At 40.2% G+C, this 22,431-nt stretch carries 21 protein-coding genes, 4 tRNA genes and 1 pseudogene; 12 read left to right on the forward strand and 14 right to left on the reverse strand.

The genetic code is table 11. The features are described from left to right. Positions 1-6 precede the first annotated feature (6 nt). The 7 genes from rsxB to PSH41_RS11830 form a co-directional block, all read right to left on the reverse strand. A complete protein-coding gene (rsxB, locus tag PSH41_RS11800) occupies positions 7-561 on the reverse strand; it encodes an electron transport complex subunit RsxB (protein ID WP_273589133.1) in 555 nt (184 codons plus the stop codon). A 1-nt stretch (position 562) separates the two neighbouring features. Continuing rightward, the gene (gene rsxA, locus PSH41_RS11805; protein WP_004589478.1) at positions 563-1,144 is read right to left on the reverse strand and encodes an electron transport complex subunit RsxA; all 582 of its coding nucleotides are present in this window, start codon (positions 1,142-1,144) and stop codon (positions 563-565) included. Between the two features lie 218 nt (positions 1,145-1,362). Next, on the reverse strand, positions 1,363-3,306 hold the full coding sequence (locus PSH41_RS11810; RefSeq protein WP_273589132.1) for an EAL domain-containing protein: 1,944 nt from the start codon (positions 3,304-3,306) through the stop codon (positions 1,363-1,365). Positions 3,307-3,454: 148 nt separating this feature from the next. Next, a tRNA-Asn gene (locus PSH41_RS11815) sits at positions 3,455-3,531 on the reverse strand. 26 nt (positions 3,532-3,557) lie between these two features. After that, positions 3,558-3,634: transfer RNA gene (locus PSH41_RS11820), tRNA-Asn, on the reverse strand. A 21-nt stretch (positions 3,635-3,655) separates the two neighbouring features. Continuing rightward, positions 3,656-3,732 (reverse strand) — tRNA-Asn (locus tag PSH41_RS11825). A gap of 21 nt (positions 3,733-3,753) precedes the next feature. After that, a tRNA-Asn gene (locus tag PSH41_RS11830) sits at positions 3,754-3,830 on the reverse strand. Between the two features lie 1,062 nt (positions 3,831-4,892). Here PSH41_RS11830 and PSH41_RS11835 point away from each other — a divergent pair. The 5 genes from PSH41_RS11835 to PSH41_RS11855 all read left to right on the forward strand — a co-directional run bounded on the left by PSH41_RS11835 (position 4,893) and on the right by PSH41_RS11855 (position 11,175). After that, the gene (locus PSH41_RS11835) at positions 4,893-6,263 is read left to right on the forward strand and encodes an MATE family efflux transporter (protein ID WP_273589131.1); all 1,371 of its coding nucleotides are present in this window, start codon (positions 4,893-4,895) and stop codon (positions 6,261-6,263) included. Between the two features lie 4 nt (positions 6,264-6,267). After that, complete coding sequence (gene uvrB, locus PSH41_RS11840; protein ID WP_248444042.1) at positions 6,268-8,262, forward strand: excinuclease ABC subunit UvrB; 1,995 nt, start codon at positions 6,268-6,270, stop codon at positions 8,260-8,262. Beyond that, positions 8,263-9,216, forward strand: a complete 954-nt coding sequence (locus tag PSH41_RS11845) for a class I SAM-dependent methyltransferase (protein WP_064386656.1) — start codon at positions 8,263-8,265, stop codon at positions 9,214-9,216. Between the two features lie 148 nt (positions 9,217-9,364). Beyond that, positions 9,365-10,036: a tRNA (adenine(22)-N(1))-methyltransferase gene (locus PSH41_RS11850; protein WP_273589130.1), complete on the forward strand. Its 672-nt coding sequence runs from the start codon at positions 9,365-9,367 to the stop codon at positions 10,034-10,036. Between the two features lie 101 nt (positions 10,037-10,137). After that, positions 10,138-11,175: a hypothetical protein gene (locus PSH41_RS11855; protein ID WP_273589129.1), complete on the forward strand. Its 1,038-nt coding sequence runs from the start codon at positions 10,138-10,140 to the stop codon at positions 11,173-11,175. On the opposite strand, the gene PSH41_RS11860 is transcribed toward PSH41_RS11855, so the two are convergent. Beyond that, complete coding sequence (locus PSH41_RS11860; RefSeq protein ID WP_024034198.1) at positions 11,172-11,414, reverse strand: hypothetical protein; 243 nt, start codon at positions 11,412-11,414, stop codon at positions 11,172-11,174. The two genes, PSH41_RS11855 and PSH41_RS11860, sit on opposite strands and share 4 nt — an antisense overlap. A 344-nt stretch (positions 11,415-11,758) precedes the next feature. Between PSH41_RS11860 and PSH41_RS11865 the strand changes: the two genes are divergently transcribed. Continuing rightward, on the forward strand, positions 11,759-12,208 hold the full coding sequence (locus tag PSH41_RS11865) for a methyltransferase family protein (RefSeq protein WP_273589128.1): 450 nt from the start codon (positions 11,759-11,761) through the stop codon (positions 12,206-12,208). Between the two features lie 114 nt (positions 12,209-12,322). On the opposite strand, the gene queC is transcribed toward PSH41_RS11865, so the two are convergent. Then, on the reverse strand, positions 12,323-12,979 hold the full coding sequence (gene queC, locus PSH41_RS11870; protein WP_004589469.1) for a 7-cyano-7-deazaguanine synthase QueC: 657 nt from the start codon (positions 12,977-12,979) through the stop codon (positions 12,323-12,325). A gap of 146 nt (positions 12,980-13,125) precedes the next feature. On the opposite strand from queC, the gene queE reads away from it, so the two are divergent. After that, positions 13,126-13,791 (forward strand): 7-carboxy-7-deazaguanine synthase QueE, encoded by a 666-nt coding sequence (gene queE / locus PSH41_RS11875; RefSeq protein WP_273589146.1) that lies wholly within the window; start codon positions 13,126-13,128, stop codon positions 13,789-13,791. Positions 13,792-14,053: 262 nt separating this feature from the next. Here queE and PSH41_RS11880 read toward each other — a convergent pair whose 3' ends face one another. Next, entirely contained in the window at positions 14,054-14,608 is a 555-nt protein-coding gene (locus PSH41_RS11880) for a hypothetical protein (protein ID WP_064386660.1), read from the reverse strand. After that, positions 14,602-15,522, reverse strand: a complete 921-nt coding sequence (locus tag PSH41_RS11885; RefSeq protein WP_273589127.1) for a hypothetical protein — start codon at positions 15,520-15,522, stop codon at positions 14,602-14,604. The genes PSH41_RS11880 and PSH41_RS11885 overlap by 7 nt, the downstream gene beginning before the upstream one ends. Before the next feature lie 522 nt (positions 15,523-16,044). Here PSH41_RS11885 and PSH41_RS11890 point away from each other — a divergent pair. Beyond that, positions 16,045-16,125: pseudogene (locus tag PSH41_RS11890) on the forward strand (twin-arginine translocation signal domain-containing protein); the annotation flags it as partial. 78 nt (positions 16,126-16,203) lie between these two features. After that, positions 16,204-16,701 (forward strand): lactoylglutathione lyase family protein, encoded by a 498-nt coding sequence (locus PSH41_RS11895; protein ID WP_039972524.1) that lies wholly within the window; start codon positions 16,204-16,206, stop codon positions 16,699-16,701. A gap of 164 nt (positions 16,702-16,865) precedes the next feature. Here PSH41_RS11895 and bcp read toward each other — a convergent pair whose 3' ends face one another. Next, a complete protein-coding gene (gene bcp, locus PSH41_RS11900; RefSeq protein ID WP_029774548.1) occupies positions 16,866-17,345 on the reverse strand; it encodes a thioredoxin-dependent thiol peroxidase in 480 nt (159 codons plus the stop codon). Between the two features lie 10 nt (positions 17,346-17,355). Then, on the reverse strand, positions 17,356-17,892 hold the full coding sequence (locus tag PSH41_RS11905; protein ID WP_029774547.1) for a glycine cleavage system protein R: 537 nt from the start codon (positions 17,890-17,892) through the stop codon (positions 17,356-17,358). A 360-nt stretch (positions 17,893-18,252) separates the two neighbouring features. Here PSH41_RS11905 and bamC point away from each other — a divergent pair, with 360 nt between their 5' ends. Together bamC and PSH41_RS11915 are read left to right on the forward strand one after the other, a co-directional pair. Further along, the gene (bamC, locus tag PSH41_RS11910) at positions 18,253-19,311 is read left to right on the forward strand and encodes an outer membrane protein assembly factor BamC (protein WP_029772477.1); all 1,059 of its coding nucleotides are present in this window, start codon (positions 18,253-18,255) and stop codon (positions 19,309-19,311) included. 70 nt (positions 19,312-19,381) lie between these two features. Further along, positions 19,382-20,752 (forward strand): YjiH family protein, encoded by a 1,371-nt coding sequence (locus PSH41_RS11915; protein ID WP_273589126.1) that lies wholly within the window; start codon positions 19,382-19,384, stop codon positions 20,750-20,752. A gap of 120 nt (positions 20,753-20,872) precedes the next feature. Here PSH41_RS11915 and PSH41_RS11920 read toward each other — a convergent pair whose 3' ends face one another. After that, the gene (locus PSH41_RS11920) at positions 20,873-21,409 is read right to left on the reverse strand and encodes an acyloxyacyl hydrolase (protein WP_273589125.1); all 537 of its coding nucleotides are present in this window, start codon (positions 21,407-21,409) and stop codon (positions 20,873-20,875) included. Between the two features lie 246 nt (positions 21,410-21,655). Between PSH41_RS11920 and PSH41_RS11925 the strand changes: the two genes are divergently transcribed. After that, complete coding sequence (locus PSH41_RS11925; RefSeq protein ID WP_004589167.1) at positions 21,656-22,249, forward strand: MlaC/ttg2D family ABC transporter substrate-binding protein; 594 nt, start codon at positions 21,656-21,658, stop codon at positions 22,247-22,249. The last annotated feature ends 182 nt before the right edge of the window (positions 22,250-22,431 follow it).

Here is a 22,431-nt window from a genome sequence, read left to right on the forward strand (position 1 = left end):
AAACCTCTAATCTATTTGCGTGACAGGAATAGCATCAAGTTGCCATTTCCAGTTTTGTTTTGTTTCGGCTACAGGCTGCATATCAATGCAATCTACAGGGCAGGGCTCTACACATAAATCGCAGCCAGTACATTCTTCTATTAGTACAGTGTGCATTTGGCGTGTAGCACCGACAATGGCATCCACAGGGCATGCCTGAATACACTTAGTACAGCCTATGCACTCGTCTTCGCGAATATAGGCCACTGTTTTTATCGGCTCTGCTTGTTCGCCACCGGCAAGCGGTTTAGGCTCTACGCCCATTAAATCGGCCAGCTTTTTAACCGTTGCTTCACCGCCTGGTGGGCATTTATTAATTTCATCCCCGTTGGCAATTGCCTCAGCGTAGGGACGACAGCCCGGATAGCCACATTGGCCACACTGGGTTTGCGGTAAAATGGTATCTATTTGCTCTACAATTGGGTCGCCTTCTACACGAAAGCGAATAGCTGCAAAGCCTAAAATAAGTCCAAAAACAAGCGCTAGCGAGCCAAGCGCTATCAAGGCATACATTAAGGTCATATTAAAACTTCACTAATCCGGTAAAACCCATAAACGCCATCGACATTAAGCCGGCGGTGATCATGGCTATTGAGGCGCCTTTAAACGGGGTAGGAACATCTGCAGCAGCAAGGCGTTCGCGCAGCGCTGCAAATAATACAAGTACTAATGAAAAGCCAACGGCTGCGCCAAAACCATACACGGCCGATTGTAAAAAGGTGTGATCTTCTTTTATATTAAGAAGCGCAACACCTAATACCGCACAGTTAGTGGTGATCAGCGGTAAAAATATACCCAGTAAACGGTATAAAGTCGGGCTAGTTTTACGCACAACCATTTCAGTAAATTGCACCACAACGGCAATCACTAAAATAAAGCTCATGGTGCGTAAAAATTCGATATCTAGCGGCGCTAAAATATATTGATTAACTAAATAGCTTGTAACAGAGGCAAGAGTAAGCACAAACGTGGTTGCTAAAGACATACCAATAGCGGTATCAAGCTTGCCTGATACACCCATAAATGGACATAAGCCTAAAAATTGTACTAATACAAAGTTATTAACTAGAACGGTTCCAATCAATAACAAGACATATTCTGTCATGTGTGCCTCGCGCTATTAAAATCCTGTGTATTATCCTTTTTTCTGCCCCGATAAACAACATATGCGAGTCGTTATCAGTTAAATAAACACAGTAAAATAATTAAGCGATCACAAAGCTGTAAAATTTATGTGATTTTAAAGTAAGCGAAAAATTAAACAGTTACACGCAAAAAAGAGCACATGTGCTCTTTTTTACTTTAATTAAGGGTAGGTAGGTGCTAAATATCTTTAGGTTTTTCTATGTAATAACCTTGTACGCCGTCTAGGCAAAGCGTTTCTACTATGTGTTTTTCTTCTTGGCTTTCAACGCCCTCAGCAAACACACTCACACCAATGCGGTGGGCTAAATCAACCATTAGGCGCATAAAGTATTGATTGTTTTTATCATCTTCTAGGCCGCGGGTGTAACTTGCATCCATTTTAATAAAGTCTGGTTTTAAATCACGGAAAAACTTAAACGATGTTAGTCCTACACCAAAGCGTTCAACCGTTACGCGGGCACCTACGCGATGCACCATATCAATAAAGCGTTTACTGGCTTTAATATTTTGCTGTAGGCCAAACTCACTTACTTCAAATACTAATTTAGAGGCTATATGCGTATCTTTTAATAAGCGGCGCTCTAACCAAATAACAAATTGATCGTTATGTGCACTTGAGGCGGTTACATTTAGGCCAAAAAACTTTTCAGAGAGGTTACGGCTTTTAATTTTTTCAAGTGATGAGTCAATAATTAAGCGGTCAATTTCTAAGGCCATATCGAGTTTTTCAGCCATGGCTAAAAACGAGGCCGTAGGAAGCACTTGGTTATCTTCGGTTTTAAAGCGCACTTGTATCTCTGCATACGCCTTAATACTTTTACCCAGCGGCATAATATTTTGCATTACTAAGTGAACGCGTTTTGATTCAATCACTTCGTTAATCACTTTACGCCAGTTTTGGTTACCAAACCCTGCACTTACATTATTAACTAAATCGGTTTCGCGCTGCACATGCCATGCATTTACTTGCTTAGATTGCGCCATGCTCATTGCGTTATCGACAACCGATAATAGCTCACCCAGCGGTTTGCCTTTTTCGTAGCCCACAATACCTGTGTTAGCCACAGAGCTGAGCTCTTGATTTTGTTGGTATTGAGTAAAGCGCGATTGCAGGTTTTCACCAAAACGCTCTGCTTCTTTAAGTGGGGTATTAGGAAGTACAATGGCAAAGTCTGAGCTATTTAGCCTAAATACTTGGCTGCCGGTGTAAGTGCCGCTTATATGCTTAATTATATCCGCCACACCTTTAACGTAGTCATCACCTTTTTGGTAGCCACGGCTTTGATTTATAGTTTGCAGCTCACTACAGCGTACAAGCGCTAACGATCCAAACGTACTGCGCTCACTGTTTTCGATGTGTTTTTCGTAATATTCAACAAACATATTACGGTTACCTAATTCGGTAATTACATCTTTATAGGCTTCTTGTTTGATACTTAGGGCAGCGTTTTGAATATCATCATTTTTATTTTTTAAAAAATGCGAAAGGCGATTAAAGCTCGGGACTAAATCTTTACCAAGCTTTTTCATTTTACTGGCATCAAGTGCGGTGTCTAAGTCGTCGCCAATTTGATTTTGGTTAATGTAAATGTCTATTACATCGGCAACGGTCATGCTGATATTTTTATTTAAGCTATGAAAAATAGACTTCATTAATATGATAGGAATAATCACTAAAAAAGCAGAAATAAATATAACTATAAATAACGAGGTTTGTAGCTGCTGCGCTAAACGTTCAATGTTGAGGGTAAATTCTACTTTTATATCTGCAGCGTCGTTAACGGCAAACTGTGGGCGAACCGAATTAAAGCTAGATTGAATAAATTCAGCAAACATGGGTAGCTGGGTAGGGGAGTTAACTGAAAATACCTCAGCCCCTTGGTAGTCTCTTAGTATAAAGCTTGAAAACGTTTTACCATCGCCAATCGCTTTTTTTATACTTTCAGGCGAAAGCTCATCACTTGTTAAGCTGTTAATGTAACGTGTTACGCTGGTTTGCGCTGAAGTTTGTGCTTCACTTACTGCATTATTAAAGCTTACAGATATGAAGTAGCTTCCAGCCGCAACACATACAAGCCAAGACAGGATTTGTATAAAAATAAGTTTTTTAAAGCCAGCCATGTTATCAATCTTTTAATAGTTCAAAAGGAAAGGAATCAGGTCCTTGATCATTCAACTAATAGCAACACATTAGAATAGATATTATGTTTTAGTTATAAAGCAGAAGAGTAGTGGAAAATTACTGAAATGTCTATGAAATTCTTATGATTGGCTCCCCCTCCCCGACTCGAACGGGGGACCTGCGGATTAACAGTCCGTCGCTCTAACCAACTGAGCTAAGGGGGAACAAATAGAGATGTAATTTTATGATTTGGCTCCCCCTCCCCGACTCGAACGGGGGACCTGCGGATTAACAGTCCGTCGCTCTAACCAACTGAGCTAAGGGGGAACTACATCATAAACATAAACTTGGCTCCCCCTCCCCGACTCGAACGGGGGACCTGCGGATTAACAGTCCGTCGCTCTAACCAACTGAGCTAAGGGGGAATCGTTTATGATTGAAAAACTTGGCTCCCCCTCCCCGACTCGAACGGGGGACCTGCGGATTAACAGTCCGTCGCTCTAACCAACTGAGCTAAGGGGGAAGCGTCATGCCTTTCAACGGGGCGAAATATTAATGATGGAGCCGCAAAGTGTCAACATATAAAAGTCATAAATTTAAAAAAGAAGTTTATTCGTTGTTTTTATGTTCGATCTGAGCATTTTATAACTCTATTTATGCAAAACACGGCGGTAAATCTCTATTTAGACTCACACCAATGTGAAAAAAACAGCGCCCATAAAATAGCCATTGTTTAATTTATGTGTAAAAAATGCCGCTGAGACAAAATTTATCGCGGCAAATCAGTAAATTTGTATTTAACCTGGTTGTCATAAAACCGAGTATAAATTTAGCTAGCAGATCTTTTTAAAAAATCCAGCAGGGTAGTTTTTTCGTATTACCGTATTTAAGAGGGGTTAAACTAATAAAGCCGTGGTTGGAAACTTTATTTTAAAAAGCTGTACAAAAACAAAACAATCAATAAGTTGCTAAAAATTTGCGTAAACTAATTAAGTCACTTATAGCTGTATTAGGCACAAAGATTTGGCTTAGCTTAATTTTTTGTTTGCAAGCATTGATAAGTTTTTAACTTTAACTTTGAGCAAAGGTTGGACCTGAGCTGAATTTTAGCCAGCGCGCAAGCCTTTATAAATGCGGGCTCAGCTGAGTTATCCACGGTTTCTGTGGATAACTCTGTTTATGAAACTTTAAGAACACTGTCCCGACCAGAGTTTTAGGGCGCTACAACGATTTCAAGCTTTTAAAACGATTTTTTTATTACTATAAAAAACATAGGGTTATAAATGCATGCCGAATTACCATGCAACGATGAGTAAATTAATTCGTTACGATAAAGATTAATACCGCGCTGTGTAAAAATTCAGCGAATTTGCAGGGTTAAATGTTAAAAAAGTAATAAAAATGTTCACTTATTGTTTTTTGGCGCTCTAAGGGCGTATTTGTGCACAAATGCTTAAAAATTCAACTTTAGCTATTTTTTTAATTGTTGCTTTATTATTAGTATGAAATCCATTGATAAATCCGTGGCTTGAATTGCTATGATGCTTTAAAATGGCTCGCTCAGTAAAAGAGGCTTATTTATTCCATGCGCGAAACTTCACATTCTCAATCACGCCCAGATTTACTTAACGATCCCATCTTGCCTACATTGAAAAAAATGACCATCCCGATGATATTTGGCATGGTCACGCTAATGATGTTCAATATAGTCGATACATTTTTTATCAGTATGTTGGGCACAGAGCCCCTTGCGGCGGTAAGCTTTACGTTTCCGGTAACCTTTACGGTAATAAGCCTAGCCATAGGTTTAGGTATTGGCACATCAGCGGTGATAGCGAAAGCCTTAGGCAGTAATAAAATAGAAGAGGCGCGTTTTGATGCCAGTGTGTCGCTTATTGTGGCGCTACTATTAGTTATTTTACTTTCGTTTGTTGGATATTTACTAATCGACCCAATATTCACTTTATTAGGGGCCGGACAATTAGTGCTGCCACTTATTCATGAGTATATGAATATTTGGTTTATTGGCAGCGTATTTTTAATTACCCCCATGATAGGTAATTCGGTATTACGAGCCAGTGGCGATACTAAAACACCCAGCATAGTAATGGGTGGGGCAGGGCTTATTAATGCCATACTCGATCCTATTTTAATATTTGGCTGGGGCCCAGTACCGGCACTAGGCATTCAAGGTGCCGCTATTGCCAGTGTTATTGCCTGGGGCGTAGCGGTTATTATTATTTTATATGTGCTGGGCGTTAAAAAGCGGCTATTAAGCTTAAAAGCCGGTAATCAAACTGCGGCAAGTGCAATTAAAAAAGTACTTAAAATAGGTTTACCCGCAGCGGGGGCTAACATGCTTACCCCAGTAGCAATGGCTGTGATGACCGCACTCGTTGCCAATCATGGGCCCGAAGCGGTTGCCGCTTTTGGTGTGGGCAGCCGTATTGAATCAATTGCCAGTATTTTAGTGCTGGCCTTATCGATGACATTGCCTCCTTTTGTTAGCCAAAACTTTGGGGCGGGTAAATTAGGCCGCGTAAAAGAGGCGTACATTGGTACGCTTAAATTTGTGATGATATGGCAATTTGCTATTTATATTTTACTCATTGCGCTGTCAGGGGTAATAAGCCAATTATTTGGTAAAGAACAAGCTGTAATCGATGTTATTAAGCTCTTTATATACACCATACCGCTAAGTTATGGTTTCCAAGGGGTGATCATTTTATCAAATTCATCGTTTAATGCTTTACACAAACCTATGAATGCATTGTTTTTAAGTATTATTCGTTTGTTTGTTTTTTACCTGCCTTTTGCTTATGTAGGCAGTATGCTAGGTGGCTTGATTGGTTTATTTATTGGCGCTGCAATCGGTAATGTATTCACAGGGTTAGTCGCGTACAAATGGTTTGTAAATGAGCTAGATGCAATATGCAGTAACACGGTAACGGAGTAAATGAATGAGTGATCACTTTGAGCTAAAGTCACAATTTAAACCCGCGGGCGATCAACCCACAGCGATTAAACAGCTTGAAGAAGGCTTAGAAGCCGGGCTTGCGCATCAAACCTTACTCGGTGCCACAGGTACAGGTAAAACATTTACCATGGCCAATATTATTAGCGATTTAAATCGCCCAACAATAATAATGGCGCATAATAAAACACTAGCCGCGCAGTTGTATGGAGAAATGAAAGAGTTTTTTCCTAATAATGCAGTTGAGTATTTTGTATCTTACTACGATTACTACCAGCCAGAAGCCTACGTGGTTGCCAGCGATACGTTCATAGAAAAAGACGCCTCTATTAATGAGCACATAGAGCAAATGCGTTTAAGTGCTACTAAGGCATTGCTTGAGCGCCGCGATACCATAATAGTGGCTTCTGTGTCGGCTATTTATGGTTTGGGCGACCCCGACTCATACATGAAAATGATGCTGCTTTTAAAAGTAGGCGAACAGGTCGACCAACGCGATATGCTGCGCCGTTTAGCTGAGCTGCAATATACCCGTAACGACATTGACTTTAGCCGTGGTACTTACCGTGTACGTGGCGAAGTTGTTGATATATTTCCTGCCGAGTCAGACACCTATGCAGTACGCGTAGAAATGTTTGATGACGAAATAGAGCGCCTTAGTATTTTTGATCCCCTTACAGGTGCGGTAGAAAAGCACATAGTTCGTGCCACTATTTACCCTAAAACGCACTACGTAACGCCTCGCGAAAAAATTCTTGATGCCATAGAAAAAATAAAAGCTGAGCTTAAAGAACGCAGAGCGCAATTATTAAGTGCCAATAAATTAGTAGAAGAGCAGCGCATAGCGCAGCGAACGCAATACGACATAGAAATGATGACCGAGCTTGGTTATTGCTCGGGCATAGAAAACTACAGCCGTTATTTGTCGGGGCGTACACCGGGCGATCCACCACCCACATTACTCGATTATCTTCCTGATGATGCATTAATGATCATCGATGAATCGCACGTAACCGTATCGCAAATTGGTGCCATGTATAAAGGCGATAGAAGCCGTAAAGAAAACCTAGTTGAATATGGCTTTAGAATGCCATCGGCGATGGATAACCGCCCATTGCGCTTTGAAGAATTTGAAGCCATAGCACCGCAAACTATTTATGTATCGGCAACGCCGGGTGATTTTGAATTAGAGCGCAGCGCAGGCGAAGTAGCAGAGCAAGTTATACGCCCAACGGGCCTGTTAGACCCAGAAATAGAAATACGCCCTGTAGGCACTCAAGTAGATGATTTACTCTCAGAAATTTATAAATGTGTAGAAAAAGGTGAGCGAGTATTGGTAACTACACTTACCAAGCGCATGTCGGAAGATTTAACCGATTACTTAAGCGAGCACAACGTAAAAGTACGTTACCTGCACTCAGACATAGACACAGTAGAACGCGTTGAAATAATTCGTGATTTACGCGCCGGTGTGTTTGATGTGTTAGTGGGTATTAACTTATTACGAGAAGGCCTAGATATGCCAGAAGTGGCGCTAGTTGCCATTTTAGATGCCGATAAAGAAGGCTTTTTACGCTCAGCACGTTCGCTTATTCAAACCATTGGCCGTGCTGCTCGCCACCTCGACGGGCGCGCCATTTTATATGCCGATAAAGTCACTAAATCGATGGAAAAAGCGATTAGCGAAACACAGCGCCGCCGCGAAATACAACACGCCTTTAATATAGAGCACGGCATTGAGCCGCAAGCCTTGGTTAAAAAGATCACCGATATTATGGATGTGGGCGAAGAAGCAGCACCACAAGATAACCTTAAGCTGGTACGTAAAGAGTCTAAAAAAATACTCAGTGCGAAAGAAATTGCCTCACAAATTAAACAGCTTGAAAGCAAAATGCATGCTTATGCCAGCGACCTTGAATTTGAAAAAGCCGCGTCTGTACGCGACGAAATACACGAACTACAACAACAGTTGATTAACTAAATGACACCCGATTTTTCGCCCCTAATAAGCGCGCTTGAAGATGCGCCATTACTACAAAACGAACTATGCCGCGTATTTCATGGCCGCGGCCATAGCGTGGCATCGCTAAGCCATATTAATTTAGACTTTTATCCGCCGAGCTTGTTTTTAATTTCGTACGATGAAATTGACGAAGCCACGTTAAATACACTGACCAGTACCCTTTGGGCGTGGGCGCAGCAGCATCACCCTGAATTAATATCTGCATTGGTGTATCAACAGCGCGCGGGTGTACAAAGCAGTAATCGTTTAGTGCATGGTAATCTTCCCTCGCCACATGTGGTAAAAGAAAACGGCATTGGTTTTTTAGTGGATTTAACAAGCCGCCAAAACACCGGAATATTCCCCGATATGCGAAGTGGCCGTGAGTTTGTCTCTGCCAATAGTAAACATGCAAAAGTACTTAATTTGTTTTCATACACGTGTGGTTTTTCACTTGCGGCAATGCAAGGCGGGGCTGATCACGTTATGAACATGGATATGAGCAAAGGCGTACTTAAAGTAGGTAAGCAAAACCACCAACTTAATGGTTTCGAGCGCGGAGTGAGTTTTTTACCGCACGATATTTTAAAGTCGTTTGGTAAATTAAAAAAAGCAGCGCCGTTTGATTTAATTATTGTAGACCCGCCAAGCTTTCAAAAGGGCAGCTTTATTCTAACTAAAGATTATCAAAAGGTGCTGCGCAGATTGCCCGAACTACTGTGCGATACCACACAGCTTTTATTATGCGCTAATAGCCCAGAGCTTAGCGAAGATGCGTTTAAAGCTTTAATAAACGAGCACACTCAAGGAGCAATAGAATTTGTTGAGCGCCTTGCACCAACGGCCCGTTTTGTAGAAGTAGACAGCAATAAAAGCTTAAAAGCGTTAGTGTATAAAACGGCGCATACTGCAACTTATACCAATTCGCAATAATACTTAATCATTTTAAGGGGCTAAACGTGTCGCTATCTGTGTTAAAAAACTCTCATTTAGGACAACTAAATAGCGAATTTTTTGCCTAGCTATCAACACGTTTTTCCAGCCTCAAAATAGATCACTTAATTAAGCTAATTGGTATTAAATGAAACTGAGTAAGCGTTTAAACGCAATTAATGCGTTAATTACTAACCCCGTTGATGTTATTTGGGATTGCTGCTGCGATCATGGTTACTTAGGCATAGCACTATTAAAGCGCCGCGCCGCAAAACAGGTTAATTTTGTCGATGTGGTAGATAAAATAATGGCCGAGCTGAGCGAGCACCTTACAAATATTAGCCAAACACTGCCAAGTGGTGCGCAATATAAAGTACATTGCCAAGATGTAAGAGAAATAAAGCTTGTTCCAAATGCGTTAAATACTGTGGTTATTGCAGGTGTTGGCGGCGAGCTGTTACTAAAACTTGTTACTGGCATTATTAAAAACAATTGCGCTGCATCTGTAGTAAGCACCCGCTTTATAGTTTGCCCTATACACCATACTTATCATTTGCGCAGTGGTTTAGCCAAATTAGGCTTTGGCCTTGAAAGCGAGCAATTAATCACTGAAAACAACCGCTATTATGAGCTTATAGAGGTAAGTCAACGTAGCACGGCGTTGCTCACATTTACCGGTAACAGCATGTGGGATTTAAAGGATGCATCGCACAAGCAATACCTTAAACAGTTACTCACTCATTATAATAAAATGCTTAATAAAGATGAGCTTTATTATCAAAAAGTTATAACAGATTATAAAAAACTCAGCGACGCTTAAAAATGGCTTATTTAGCGCTGATAGTGTGATCTAATGCAAGGCGCAAAAACGTAACATCAACATAGATTATATCGCCTTGCGCGAGTTTATTTGGTTTATGTATGTCAGATAAAAAAAGTCGCATTGAGCCGCTGCTCAGTGCAGAGCAAAAATGGCAAAACAGTTACGAGCAGCCAATTTCGTATGCTCCATTAGTGCAACTTGCAAACAACAGCTGGATAGTTCCACAGCACTTTTTACGCTATAAACACACCTTACAAAGCGTTAATCAAGTACTAGAAAATATCAATTTTTCAGCGCACTTTAGAGTGCTTGCTGCACAAAAAGATCAGCAACTTTATTTACAAGTTGCCGTACTCAGTCCCGATAATTACAAAACCAGTAGTTACGCGGGTGAGGGCACAGCAAAAAAATTACTGTTTGGCAGGCGCTGGATAGTAGAGGAAAACTTACCAACCTCCGAGCTTATTCAAACAGCGTTTTTAGCGCTTAAAATAGCGCGAGAGCACGAAGTAAGGGAGCTGTTTCAACTTACTCACAGCAATAATACCACCAGCACGCCATTTAATAATCATCATGATTTACCGGTGATGGCACAAAATGCAGAGCTTGTTATTGCACACGCGCCGCAGGGCAATGAGGAGCGTCATACTATTGAGCAGTTATTAAAACGGGTAGTATTTGCAGGTGCTAAGGTATCGCTAAGTGCTATGCAGCAAATAAGCTCGCAGCAGTGGTTATACACCTTAAAATTACACTGCAATACTTGCCAGCTTACTGAATTTAATAATAAAATCTTTGCATTTTTAACCAGTGATAGCAGCGCAAATAGCTTTTTACATGGCCTTATTAATGCCCTGGTTGATATTAGTAATGAGTATGTGAGTGAGCAATTTAAATACCAAGGGTTTGCCCGATTTAGTAAACACAATTGCGTAGAAAAAATTGGTGCACTTAGTGTGGCAATGCGCTCGCCAAAAGTGTTGGGGCTGTGCTCGCTTGGCAAGCAACATGCAAATAAGCTTAATTTTGAAATTGATAGTTCGCGTGCGCCACAAGGTTGCGGCCAAGCTATAGATGGGTTTTTAGCTGCCCACGGTATAGAGCAGCCAGAAAATGCACATTTATATCGTTTTTAAAGGCGGTTAATTTCTTCTTTTGTGGTGTAGCTTGAGTCTGTCACTATGGCCTCAAGCGTTTGCACGCGCTCTTTTAAAGCAACCACTTGAGCACTTACCTCGGCCAGTTGTTTATTTGCATCTTGGTTGCTATCTTGCATTTTGTGTTTAAATTCAAGGTGCTTTTTGTACATATCGTAAATAACTCCAGAGCCAACCGATATAAGCACAATAAGTACTATCATTGTAGTGCCTGACATAACCACTTCCTTTTTATAGTTTTAACTGTTGCATAAAGTATAACCATATTTAGCAGCGGTTAAACCTGACAATTGTAACTTTATTTGTCGATTGCAGCGTGGAGTTGTGTTCATCATTGATACACCTGCGTTATTGTTTAATAACTAATGGCATAATTAATAAGTCTATTTGAGATTAAACTGTGTGACTTTAAAGCCAACATTTTTATTGTGTTGCTTTAATCTGCAGTTTTAACGCGCTCTATGCCAGCGTTAACTTTGTATTTAATTGTGTATTAATGCAAACGGGTATAGTGTTTACAGACTTATAGGTCCTTATTTTATAATCAATACAGTGAGTTGCTATGTTAAATAATAAAATACCTCCGGTTATTGTCGTGCTCGTTTTTGCAGGCATTATGGCGTTAATAGCGCATTACAGTGTGATTGATTTTACTGCGTTTATTGCCTACTTAGCAGCAAGCTTAGTCATTATAGGGTGCGCATTTTGTATAGCCGGAGTGGTAAGCTTTAAACTTGCACGCACCACAGTTAATCCAAATAAGCCTGAGCAAGCATCAAAGTTGGTAACCAGTGGTGTATATAAAATTTCACGTAATCCTATGTATGTAGGCTTTGCGTTTATTTTAGCTGGCTGGGGTATTTGGCTTAGTTCGCTGTGGGCACTTTTATGTGTTGCTGGGTTTATTGCTTATTTAACGTTTTTCCAAATAATTCCTGAGGAGCGGGCGCTTAGCAAATTATTCGGCCAAGAATTTATAGAGTATAAAAACAAAGTAAAACGCTGGCTTTAACTTTAAGCAATAACAAAAAAGGCTATCGAAATGATAGCCTTTTTGCGTTCAGCGCTAATAAATTAACCGTGCTTTCACTGAAAACCCCGTAACTAGCGCGTCAGCTAAATAGTGTTACTCGTACTCGATTGGATCAGTGACGTTATTAAGCGAAAATGCCTCTAAACGTTCTTGGCAGGCGCCACATTTACCACAGGCTTTTTCGCGTCCGTTATAACAAGTCCATGTTTGGCTGTAGTCTAAGCCCATTTTTATGCCATCGGTTAAAATATCAATTTTGGTGTTATTTAGGTACGGGCTAAAAATTTCTACAGCGTCGTAATTAGCAATACGACATACATCATCCATTTTTTGCACAAATTCAGGACGGCAATCAGGGTAAATAGCATGATCCCCCGAATGCGCGCCATAATATACTTTGCTCGCTTTTAAAGACACAGCGTAACCAACCGCAAGCGAAAGCAAAATCATATTACGATTAGGCACTATGGTGCTTTTCATGCTTTCTTCTTCGTAATGACCTTCTGGTACATCAATATCATCAGTCAGTGATGAGCCACCAATAAGCTGGTTAATAGCTGATATATCTACAATTTTATGTGGAACGTTGAGTTTTTCACACACGTTTGCAGCCACTTCAAGCTCTTTAACATGACGCTGACCATAGTCAAATGAAAGGGCATAAACATCATGGCCTTGTTGTAAGGCTTTATTTAATACGGTAAACGAATCCATACCGCCGGAATAAATAACAACTACTTTTTGCGTCATATCTGGATTGCTCTTTAGTTTTAATAGAGGTTTATATCAGGGCGCGATATACTACACGGCCGCAGCTTAAATAACAATTTTTTGGGCAGCGCTTTTTCGTCTTTTATAGTAGCAATTTTGCAGCTAGGCAGTAAGTGAGATCTCTTTTGTACAAAATTAATGAAGTGTTTGAAACCATCCAAGGTGAAGCAAGTTTTACCGGCACACCCTCAATATTTTTGCGTTTGCAAGGCTGCCCAGTGGGCTGCGCATGGTGTGATACTAAACAAACTTGGGAAGTCGATAACGTGTACAAAGTATCGCTTGATGAAACGGTAGAAAAAAAAGCCGATTCAGATCATTGGGCCGATGCCAGCGCCGAGCAAGTACTTGAGCTATTTAAATCACGTGGCTATACAGCCAAGCATGTTGTAATTACCGGCGGCGAGCCGTGCATGTACGATTTAAACCCAGTGTGTAAGCTATTGCACGATAATGGCTTTACAACACAAATAGAAACCAGCGGCACCTTTGAAATACTCGCCCCTGAGCAAACCTGGGTTACCGTATCGCCTAAAATTAACATGCGCGGCGGATACGAAGTACTTACCAGCGCCATGAAGCGCGCCAACGAAATAAAGCACCCAGTAGCGATGCAAAAGCACGTAGAAGAGCTTGAAGCGCTATTTGCCAAAACAGGTGTTAACCCGAAGCTTGTATACTTACAGCCAATAAGCCAAAAAGTGTCAGCCACCAAATTAGCCATCGACACCTGTATTGGCAAAAACTGGCGCTTATCAGTGCAGGTACATAAGTATTTAGGGATTAGCTAAAGCGCAAGAGCAGCTGTAAGTGCTTAGCTGTAAGCGATAAGCTGCTCGGCGTTAAGTTATATTACGTAGATACAAGGTTGGGTTGAGTGAAACGAAACCCAACACCATAACTCCATTACTCACTCTTTATATAAACCACCACACCAGCTTATTTAAACACGTAGGTCGGATAAGCGAAGCGCCATCCGACACAAAAAATTGAATACCGTAAAAATAAATTGGTTTCTGCTAAAAGCTCAGCAAGGGTAGCAACGCTTTTAATTTAATCTTTCTTTAGATATTCAGCTACCTCAAGCACTTGCTCATGAGTGCCTGTAGGTAAAAGTTTGTCTACATTGTAGTCGTAGCATAAATACTCTTCTTTACTCCAAACTGAAGACGTTTTGCTTCCAACTAAAAGCTTACTACCACTCGCGCATTGGGTATAACCATTAGCGCGAGCTGCAATTTGCCAAGTTACATAATTCGCAACAAGCGTTACTATTGAAACCACTAGCATTACACCAACAGCTTGTCCCAATTTCATTTTTACTTTTTCATAAATAGGCTTTTTAAATAACTTCGATAAAATATCAAAAACACCGATAAATGACCCCAGCCATAAAACTATACTGCCTGGAATCATTAAAATATCAGCGGTAGACGAAACAATTATTGGATAAATACTATATGGGTATAAAATCCCTTGTATTATTTCGCTAAAAAGATAAGAAATCATTAGCCAAGTAATACCAACACTTAATAGAATTGTAAACACAACAGCAAATATAAAAGTAGGATCTAAACTATTTAATCGTAACTTAAATGAATCTACCATGGGTTAACTAGCTCACTTAAAAAGCTGCTGAGATCTTTTCTTGCTTTGATCTTTATAGATTTCAGGAATGAGTTTACCGTGGCTATATAAACCCTATGAATTTCTTCTCCAGTAGTTTTCATTAACTGTCTTTCTTTATACTCTAGATATTTTATGAATGATTTGGTTATTTTAAGCCTTTCATCAATTGAATTTAGTCCCATACTTACAATAACCCCTATAATAATCCCCGAACCAATAGCTACAACAGCTACTGTTCCACTAGCAAGTGCTATACCTGCCAAAATACCAGCCAGTGCCCCTATAACAGCTTTAACGATATCAGTACTCGTTGTTGCCAACCAGTTTGTCCAACGATAATCCTCTTCAAAAAGCCAATTTATGCTATTCAGAGTCACAGAAAAAAATACTGAAATATAAAAACCGCTTTTAGCTCCTTGTTTCAAAGCCTCTTTACCTACACCAACGTTTACTACTTGTGTATTATTAGCAAGATACCTTGTTCCTCTAAGAATCGTCCTAACTTTGTGATTACCTTTAAAAACGATATATTTCTTTCCATTGCGAGTAATGGGCTCGTATTTACCAAAGATGTTTCCTGAACGCTTAAAGTCGTTATATATAGCTAAAAATGAAGGTGTGTCTTTTATTGCAGAGCCAAATGTAGCAGCATTTGCTAACGATATTTGAGCAAGAGACAAGCCTGTAACTTCTGAAAGATACTGTTCAATTTCCGCTTGAGATTTTCCACGCGCAGATTGAACTGCCACCCAGAGTTTTAAAAACTCTTCGTGGGTAAGTACAAAAATATCTGTTTGGTATTTATTAAAGTCACTCTCTAGATTCGAACGCAGTTTATCTTTGTTGATACTTGGATGATTTTGAGGTTGATAATTCAGAAATGGACCTGGCATGCATTTTTATCCTTTAAGTAATTAATTTAATCCTTTAATTTAGTACCCATTATAAAAGATGCATTGTCTAAAACAACCCCAATGTATAATAATAGTCAAAATTTACCATCCACATGAAATACAATAGCCACATCAACAATGCTCAATAGATAAGTGTCTGTTTAATAATATATTATTAAACACTAAAGTTGTTCATGTGACCATTTCCAAAAGTTTAGGAACTTAGTTGATAGTTACTAAAATAATTCAAGTGATGAGTAACTCATATGGTACTTTTTAAAGTAAGTAATTTATTTCTTTTGATATAAATATTTTAATCCCTTTTTATATTGCTCTTGAATACCAAGCCTATGATAAGCCGCTCAACTATAGTGGCTAGGCTTATTAAAAACTCATACCATCATCACAAAACGTAATCATTAATATCATATTTGATAATTTTTTGTCCTTACTATATTCATTTATCATGGCAAATTAATTCCTTTAATTACATTTAACGCCTTTGCCGTTAAGGAACATGCCATGAGTAAAAAAGAGCTAAATCGAAGAGACTTTATGAAGTTATCGGCTGCTGGGTTGGGTGCTGCCGCGTTGCCTATGCTGTTTACAAGTCTAAATGCTAATGCCAACCTGCAAGCAGCTGATAAAGGCGAGCAAGCAAATGGCTTAGCCGATTCGCCAATGCCTTATCCGCGCACGTTTTCGCATATTGGTGTGTCAGTGCCAAGCCTAGAAAAAGCCGTTAAGTTTTATACTGAGGTGCTGGGCTGGTATTTAATTATGAAACCCACACAAATAACAGAAGATAAATCACCGATTGGTGAGATGTGTACTGATGTATTTGGTGCTGGGTGGGGCAGTTTTAAAATAGCCCATTTATCAACAGGAGATAGGGTGGGGGTTGAGCTATTTGAGTTTAAAAATCAGCAAAACCCAAAAAATAATTTTGAGTATTGGAAAACGGGAATATTTCATTTATGCGTACAAGACCCTGATGTAGAAGGACTCGCTGATAAAATAGTGGCTGCGGGCGGTAAAAAGCGTATGAAAGCGCCGCGCTATTATTACCCAGGGGAAAAACCATACCGCATGATTTACATGGAAGACCCGTTTGGCAATATTTTAGAAATTTATAGCCACAGTTACGAGCTTATATATTCAAGTGGCGCTTATGGTTAATTAACTATGTAACGAGTCACTGTACTTCACTGTACTTCACTGTACTTCATTGAATAAACGCTAATAAAAAAGCGTAGCCCTAGAGCAACGCTTTTGTATATTTTTTACAGCTTACAGCTTACAGCTAACAGCTAACAGCTTACAGCTAACAGCTAACAGCTAACTTATTCCGCCGCTAAGTAATCCAACACCACTTGATGGTGATCTTTGGTTTTAAACTTATCAAATAAGTGTTTAATTTTACCGTCTTGGCCTACTAAAAAGGTTAAGCGGTGAATACCATCGTACTCTTTACCCATAAATTTTTTGTAGCCCCATACGCCAAATGCTTCAGCAATGGCGTGATCTTCATCGGCGAGTAAATCAAAGTTAAGCTCTTTTTTAGTTTCAAAGTTTTTAAGGCGCTTAATAGGGTCTGGGCTAATACCTACAACGCGGGTGTTAAATTGAGCAAGCTGCGCTTGTTGATCACGTAAGTTTTCGGCTTGAACCGTACAACCCGGTGTAGAAGCTTTAGGGTAAAAGTACACCAGTACTTGTTGCTCTTTTAACAGCTCACTTAAGGTGACTGTTTCGTCGTTTTGATTTTGTAAGCTAAATTCTGGTGCTGTATCACCGGCTTGTAATGGGCTAATTTTGTTCATGCTGTGCTCCTTAGCGAATACGTTTAAAAATATAATCTACGTTAAGACTGTGCGAAAGGTTTTCAAAGGTCACTTTAAATTGGTCTATATCAACCTCTACTGGGATATTAAACTCAATTTCGCAGCGCATTTTAGTGTCGGTTTCTTCATCGTAGGTGTCTGACTTTAATGAGCAGATACTAATGTGGTGATCGGCAAAAAAACGCGTTACTTTACTCAGTGTACCTGGGGTGTCTATCCCTGTGTATTCAAGGGTATAGCCTGCGCAAAATTCACTTTCGGTGTGGCGAGTGGTGCTGCGCTTCATCATGGTGAGTAGGCCTAGCTCCATGCCTTTAGTAGGCAAGGTGTGCTCTATGCGGCTAATGGCCGACATATCGCCGCTTAGCAGCATGGTAAAGGTAAATTCGCTGCCTAAAATGGCTATTCGGCTATCTATAATGTTGCAATGACAATCACTTACAAGCTGTGTAAGTTCACTTACAATTCCCGGTCTATCTTCGCCAATAGCGGTTAAAACAATTTGATGATTTGAAAATGCAGTCATGAAGTTTAATACCTACGTTTTTTGAAATATAACAACCGAGTTGGTATAGCCCGCTGCGCATACACTACGTTGCACGGCGGCGAAGTTTAACACAAAAAGCGCCCTAAACTACATAGGCGCTTAATTAAAGGCGCTTTAAAGCGTTGTGTTCCTTGTTTTTACTGGCACAGGAAAGTACCATAGCTAAAATTTGTCTTTTTGTTGTGATTGATTTTATAACACTTAGGTGTGAACTTTATTGCAATTAGACAGCCAAATAATAAATGTAAAGTTAATGTTGATTTTACACTGAACCAAATTCGGTATTACCCACTCATATACGTGTAAAACAATTAAAGGGTATGCTAAGGAGAAATATCTGTGCAGTATTGGATCCCAAAAGCACTTGCAGTGAGTGTATTGGTAAGTTTATCAGGGTGTAATGTTTTTATTAATGAAGCGCACAACGAACGCAATTATCGTACGCATGAAGGTGTTAAAACCCCGCCATCGTTATCTCAACCAGCGCAAGATCCGGTTTATAAAATGGATGTGGGCCAATACGATAACAACCCTGAGGCAACAAACTATCGTCCACCAGCACAGGTTTTAACTGTTGCTAAAGGTAGCTGGGTAGAAGAGGGCGATAAACAAGCGCGTATTTACTTTGATAAAAACGATGGCATTGTTGATTTAGATGAATTTGTTTGGGACTCAATTAAAGCGGTTATTGCCGAAAATAATGCAACAACCACAAAAGAAGATAAGCTACTTGGTATTATCGAAACCGACTGGTACTCAATAATTAAAGCTGAAGAGAGCTGGTTATGGGGCGATGAGGTAAGCGAAAACCAAGAGCGCTTTAGATTCACAATTGAAGAAAAATCGCATCAGCGTACTGCTTCGTTACGCGCTGAACTTATTGACTTTAAAGGTGATGATACGTTAACCGATTTACTTAAGCAGCAATTAGAAGTACGCGCGCTTAACCAAGTTGTGGCTGAATTTGATTATCGCTACCGTCAGTTAGAAGTAGAAAACCGCAAGCGCCAAGGTATTATTTCTTTAGAAATGGGCTTTGATAACAAAGGCAATGCTGCACTTGTTACTGAGCAATCATACGATGCAGTATTCGACCGCTTCTCGGGCTTTTTAGAACGCCTATCGTTTACTATCGTTGAGATTAAAACCGATACCGGCTTAATAACTGCCGACTACAACAAGCCAGAAAGCAGTGTATGGGATTCTATTTGGGGCGACGAAGTTGCGCAGCTTCCAATTGAAGAAGGCCAATACCAAATTTTAGTGAGCAAAACTAAAGAAGGTGGTACAAGCTTAACCTGGATGGATGACAAAGGCGAAACACTCGAACCTGGCACCATGAATGGTTTACAACAAGCGTTAGAAGCAGCACTTATTCAGCGCGGCATCAAAATTTAATAATTAATAATAAGTTTTTACTACAAAAAGAGCGCTTTGCTCTTTTTGTAGTTTTTATGGATTAAAAAATATGTCTCAGTTACCTCCTCGCGGGCACTATACGTGGCGCACTTGGTTTACTTTTTTAGTACCGTCGTTAATTGGTGTGTTTTTATTTATGACACCCATTCCTACCGCAGACGGGATGACCATTCCTATTGCGTTAATGGCTAAAGGCGTGCAAGCGTTGATGTCTGGCTCTGCGCAAGCAATTATTACCCTTATTATTTGTATTACTGGCGTTATGTCGGTGATCACCAAAGTATTTAAACCCGCCGCTATTTGCCAATCACCCCTGTTAAAGCATTTATTTGATGTAAGTGTAGTGTGGTTAGTGGTGCGTTTATTTGGTATGGCGTTTGTGCTAATGACTCATTTAGGGTTAGGTAGCGAGGCAATCACCTCTGCAAACACAGGTGCTTTGGTATTAAACGACTTATTACCTGTTTTGTTCTCGGTATTTATACTGGCTGGTTTATTACTGCCTTTACTAATTAACTTTGGGTTATTAGAGCTTGCAGGCACTATGCTAACCAAGGTAATGCGCCCTGTATTTGGCGTACCTGGGCGAAGTGCAGTTGACTGTACTGCGTCGTGGTTAGGTGATGGCAGTGTTGGTATTTTAATGACCGCAAGGCAGTACGACCAAAAGCACTACACGCAGCGCGAAGCCGCTATTATTGGTACTACGTTTTCGGCGGTTTCTATTACATTTAGCTTAGTGGTTTTAGGCCAAGTGAAATTAGAGCACTTATTTGCCCCATTTTATGCCACCGTATGTTTAGCCGGTGTGGTTGCTGCTATTATTGTGCCGCGTTTACCGCCACTTCGCTTTAAAAAAGATTTGCTTATTGATGGCAGTGAGCCAAATCGCGATGCTGAGGCTATCCCAACGGGTAAAAGCTTAGTAGGGCACTCACTTGATGTAGCATTAGCAAAAGCCAATAACTCGTCGGGCTTTAAAGGTACCTTAAAAGAGGGTGTACATAATGCGCTTGATATGGTGTTTGGTGTACTACCTGTTGTAATGGCCGTAGGAACATTTGCACTTATTATTGCTGAGCACACGCCGGTATTTCAATATTTAGGTATGCCGTTTGTGCCATTTTTAGAGTGGTTACAAGTACCCGAAGCACAGGCCGCGGCACAAACTATTATGGTGGGATTTGCCGATATGTTTATTCCGTCAATTTTAGCTGCGGGCAGCATTGAAAGTGATGTAACTCGCTTTATTATTGCCGCAATGAGCGTAACTCAGCTAATTTACATGTCTGAGGTTGGCGCACTTTTACTGGGCAGTAAAATACCGGTAAACATTGTTGAGCTGTTCGTTATATTTATTTTACGTACACTTATTACGCTGCCGGTTATTGCCTTAATGGCGCACTGGTTAGTTGGCTAGTCGTGTATTTTAATTATAAAAAGCCCTGATTTATCAGGGCTTTTTTGTGGCTAGTTATTTCAATTTACCCTAATACTTAACCCTTTTAAGTGGCAAATTGATACTAAATACGAATGAAGATTAAAAACGCCTTGCCACTGAAAGAGTTAAAAAGTTTAAACCTGGGTTAGGCTCTTTAAATCCAGCGTTTGAGTAATGAATAATTCTTAACGCTACGTTAGTGTGGCCAAAGTCTGCAACTAGGCCGATACGGTCTTCAAATTGGTAGTGAGTACTAATATTTTTGCCCGCAAATTTAGTTTCATCAATAAGCGATACGCCAATACCAGCTTCAATATAAAACGGGGTATTATGAAAACTAAAAGCAGGAAACTGCAGTACGGGCGACATAGCCAAAACAAGATTAGATTGCGAGTTGTCACCATGGCGGTATTCCCACATATTAACGCTGGTTTCAAAATAAAAGCGCGCATCGCCCACTAAGTTTTGTAAGCTAGGGGCATGATATTGATAAGCCAGCTTAACGCCATTCACGTTGCCTTCGCCTTTGAGAACATCTACGGCGTAACCATGATTAGACTGCGCAAACGCCGTGTTACCCCATACAGAAATAACTAAAAATAGAATAAGTGTGAAAGTTTTATATACCGTTTTCATAACTGCCAAATTGGTGTGTGAGTCGAATGAGTAAATAAATGATAAGGGCGGGCCATTCACATTTTCAATGAGGACAAAATGCCGCTTGTTTATGGGCTGTTAACAGGGAAGGCTTAACTAATTGAAAATAAATAGCTTATTTAATTGGTGCTGTTTTGGCATTAATAAGGTGCATTTTTGTGTCTGTTTTTGTGGCTTAAAATCGCGTAATTTAGCCACATCTTAATCACACACATGGTCACGCTCATGAAACTTTTTAACACTATTTTTATTGCTGCTGCCTTTTTTAGCAGCGCGTTATTTGCGCAAACGGCGCAGTCGCCTCAACATATGCTTGAAGGCGTTGCCGATACGCTTTTTAGCGATATTGCAAAAGTAAATGCACAAGGCGATGCAAGCAAAGCCGATATGGCGCGCATTGTAGAGACGCGTTTAATGCCAAACATAGATATTAAGTTTGTGTCGTTTAAATTGCTAGGTAAGCACATTAAAGGCATTGAGCGCGAGCAAGCTGTACGCTTTATTGATGCGGTAGAGCATTATTTAACAGGTACTTACGCAGGTGCGCTAATGAAATACACCGGCCAGCAAGTAGTATTTGAACAAGATACCGCGAAAAGCGACTCTGAGTACGCTACGGTTAAAACGCAAATTATTGAGCCAAACGCGCCCGTGATTGATCTGCATTTTAAGCTGCGCCAAGGTAAAGACCAGCAATGGAAAGTATACGACATTGTTGCCGAAGGTATTTCGCTTTTAAGCGCTAAGCAAAAAGAGATCATTCAACGCATTTCTGATGTAGGCTTAGAGCAAGTAATTACTGAACTAAAAAATAAATAGTTCACTTCCTGATTAAGACCCTCTCCAACCACAAAAGCAGCCGCACTAAAGTGTATTGGCTGCTTTTATATTTTCTTAATATTCATCTACTTTAAGCTCGCAGCAAAAAAAAGGTGTGATAGAATATCACCACGTCGATTAAGCGTGGTGTCAGCTAAAAACTGCTATAACTGACGCCTCAT

It is taken from the genome of Pseudoalteromonas sp. CST2 (genome assembly GCF_028599385.1).
GTDB classification, from domain to species: Bacteria; Pseudomonadota; Gammaproteobacteria; order Enterobacterales; family Alteromonadaceae; genus Pseudoalteromonas; species Pseudoalteromonas atlantica.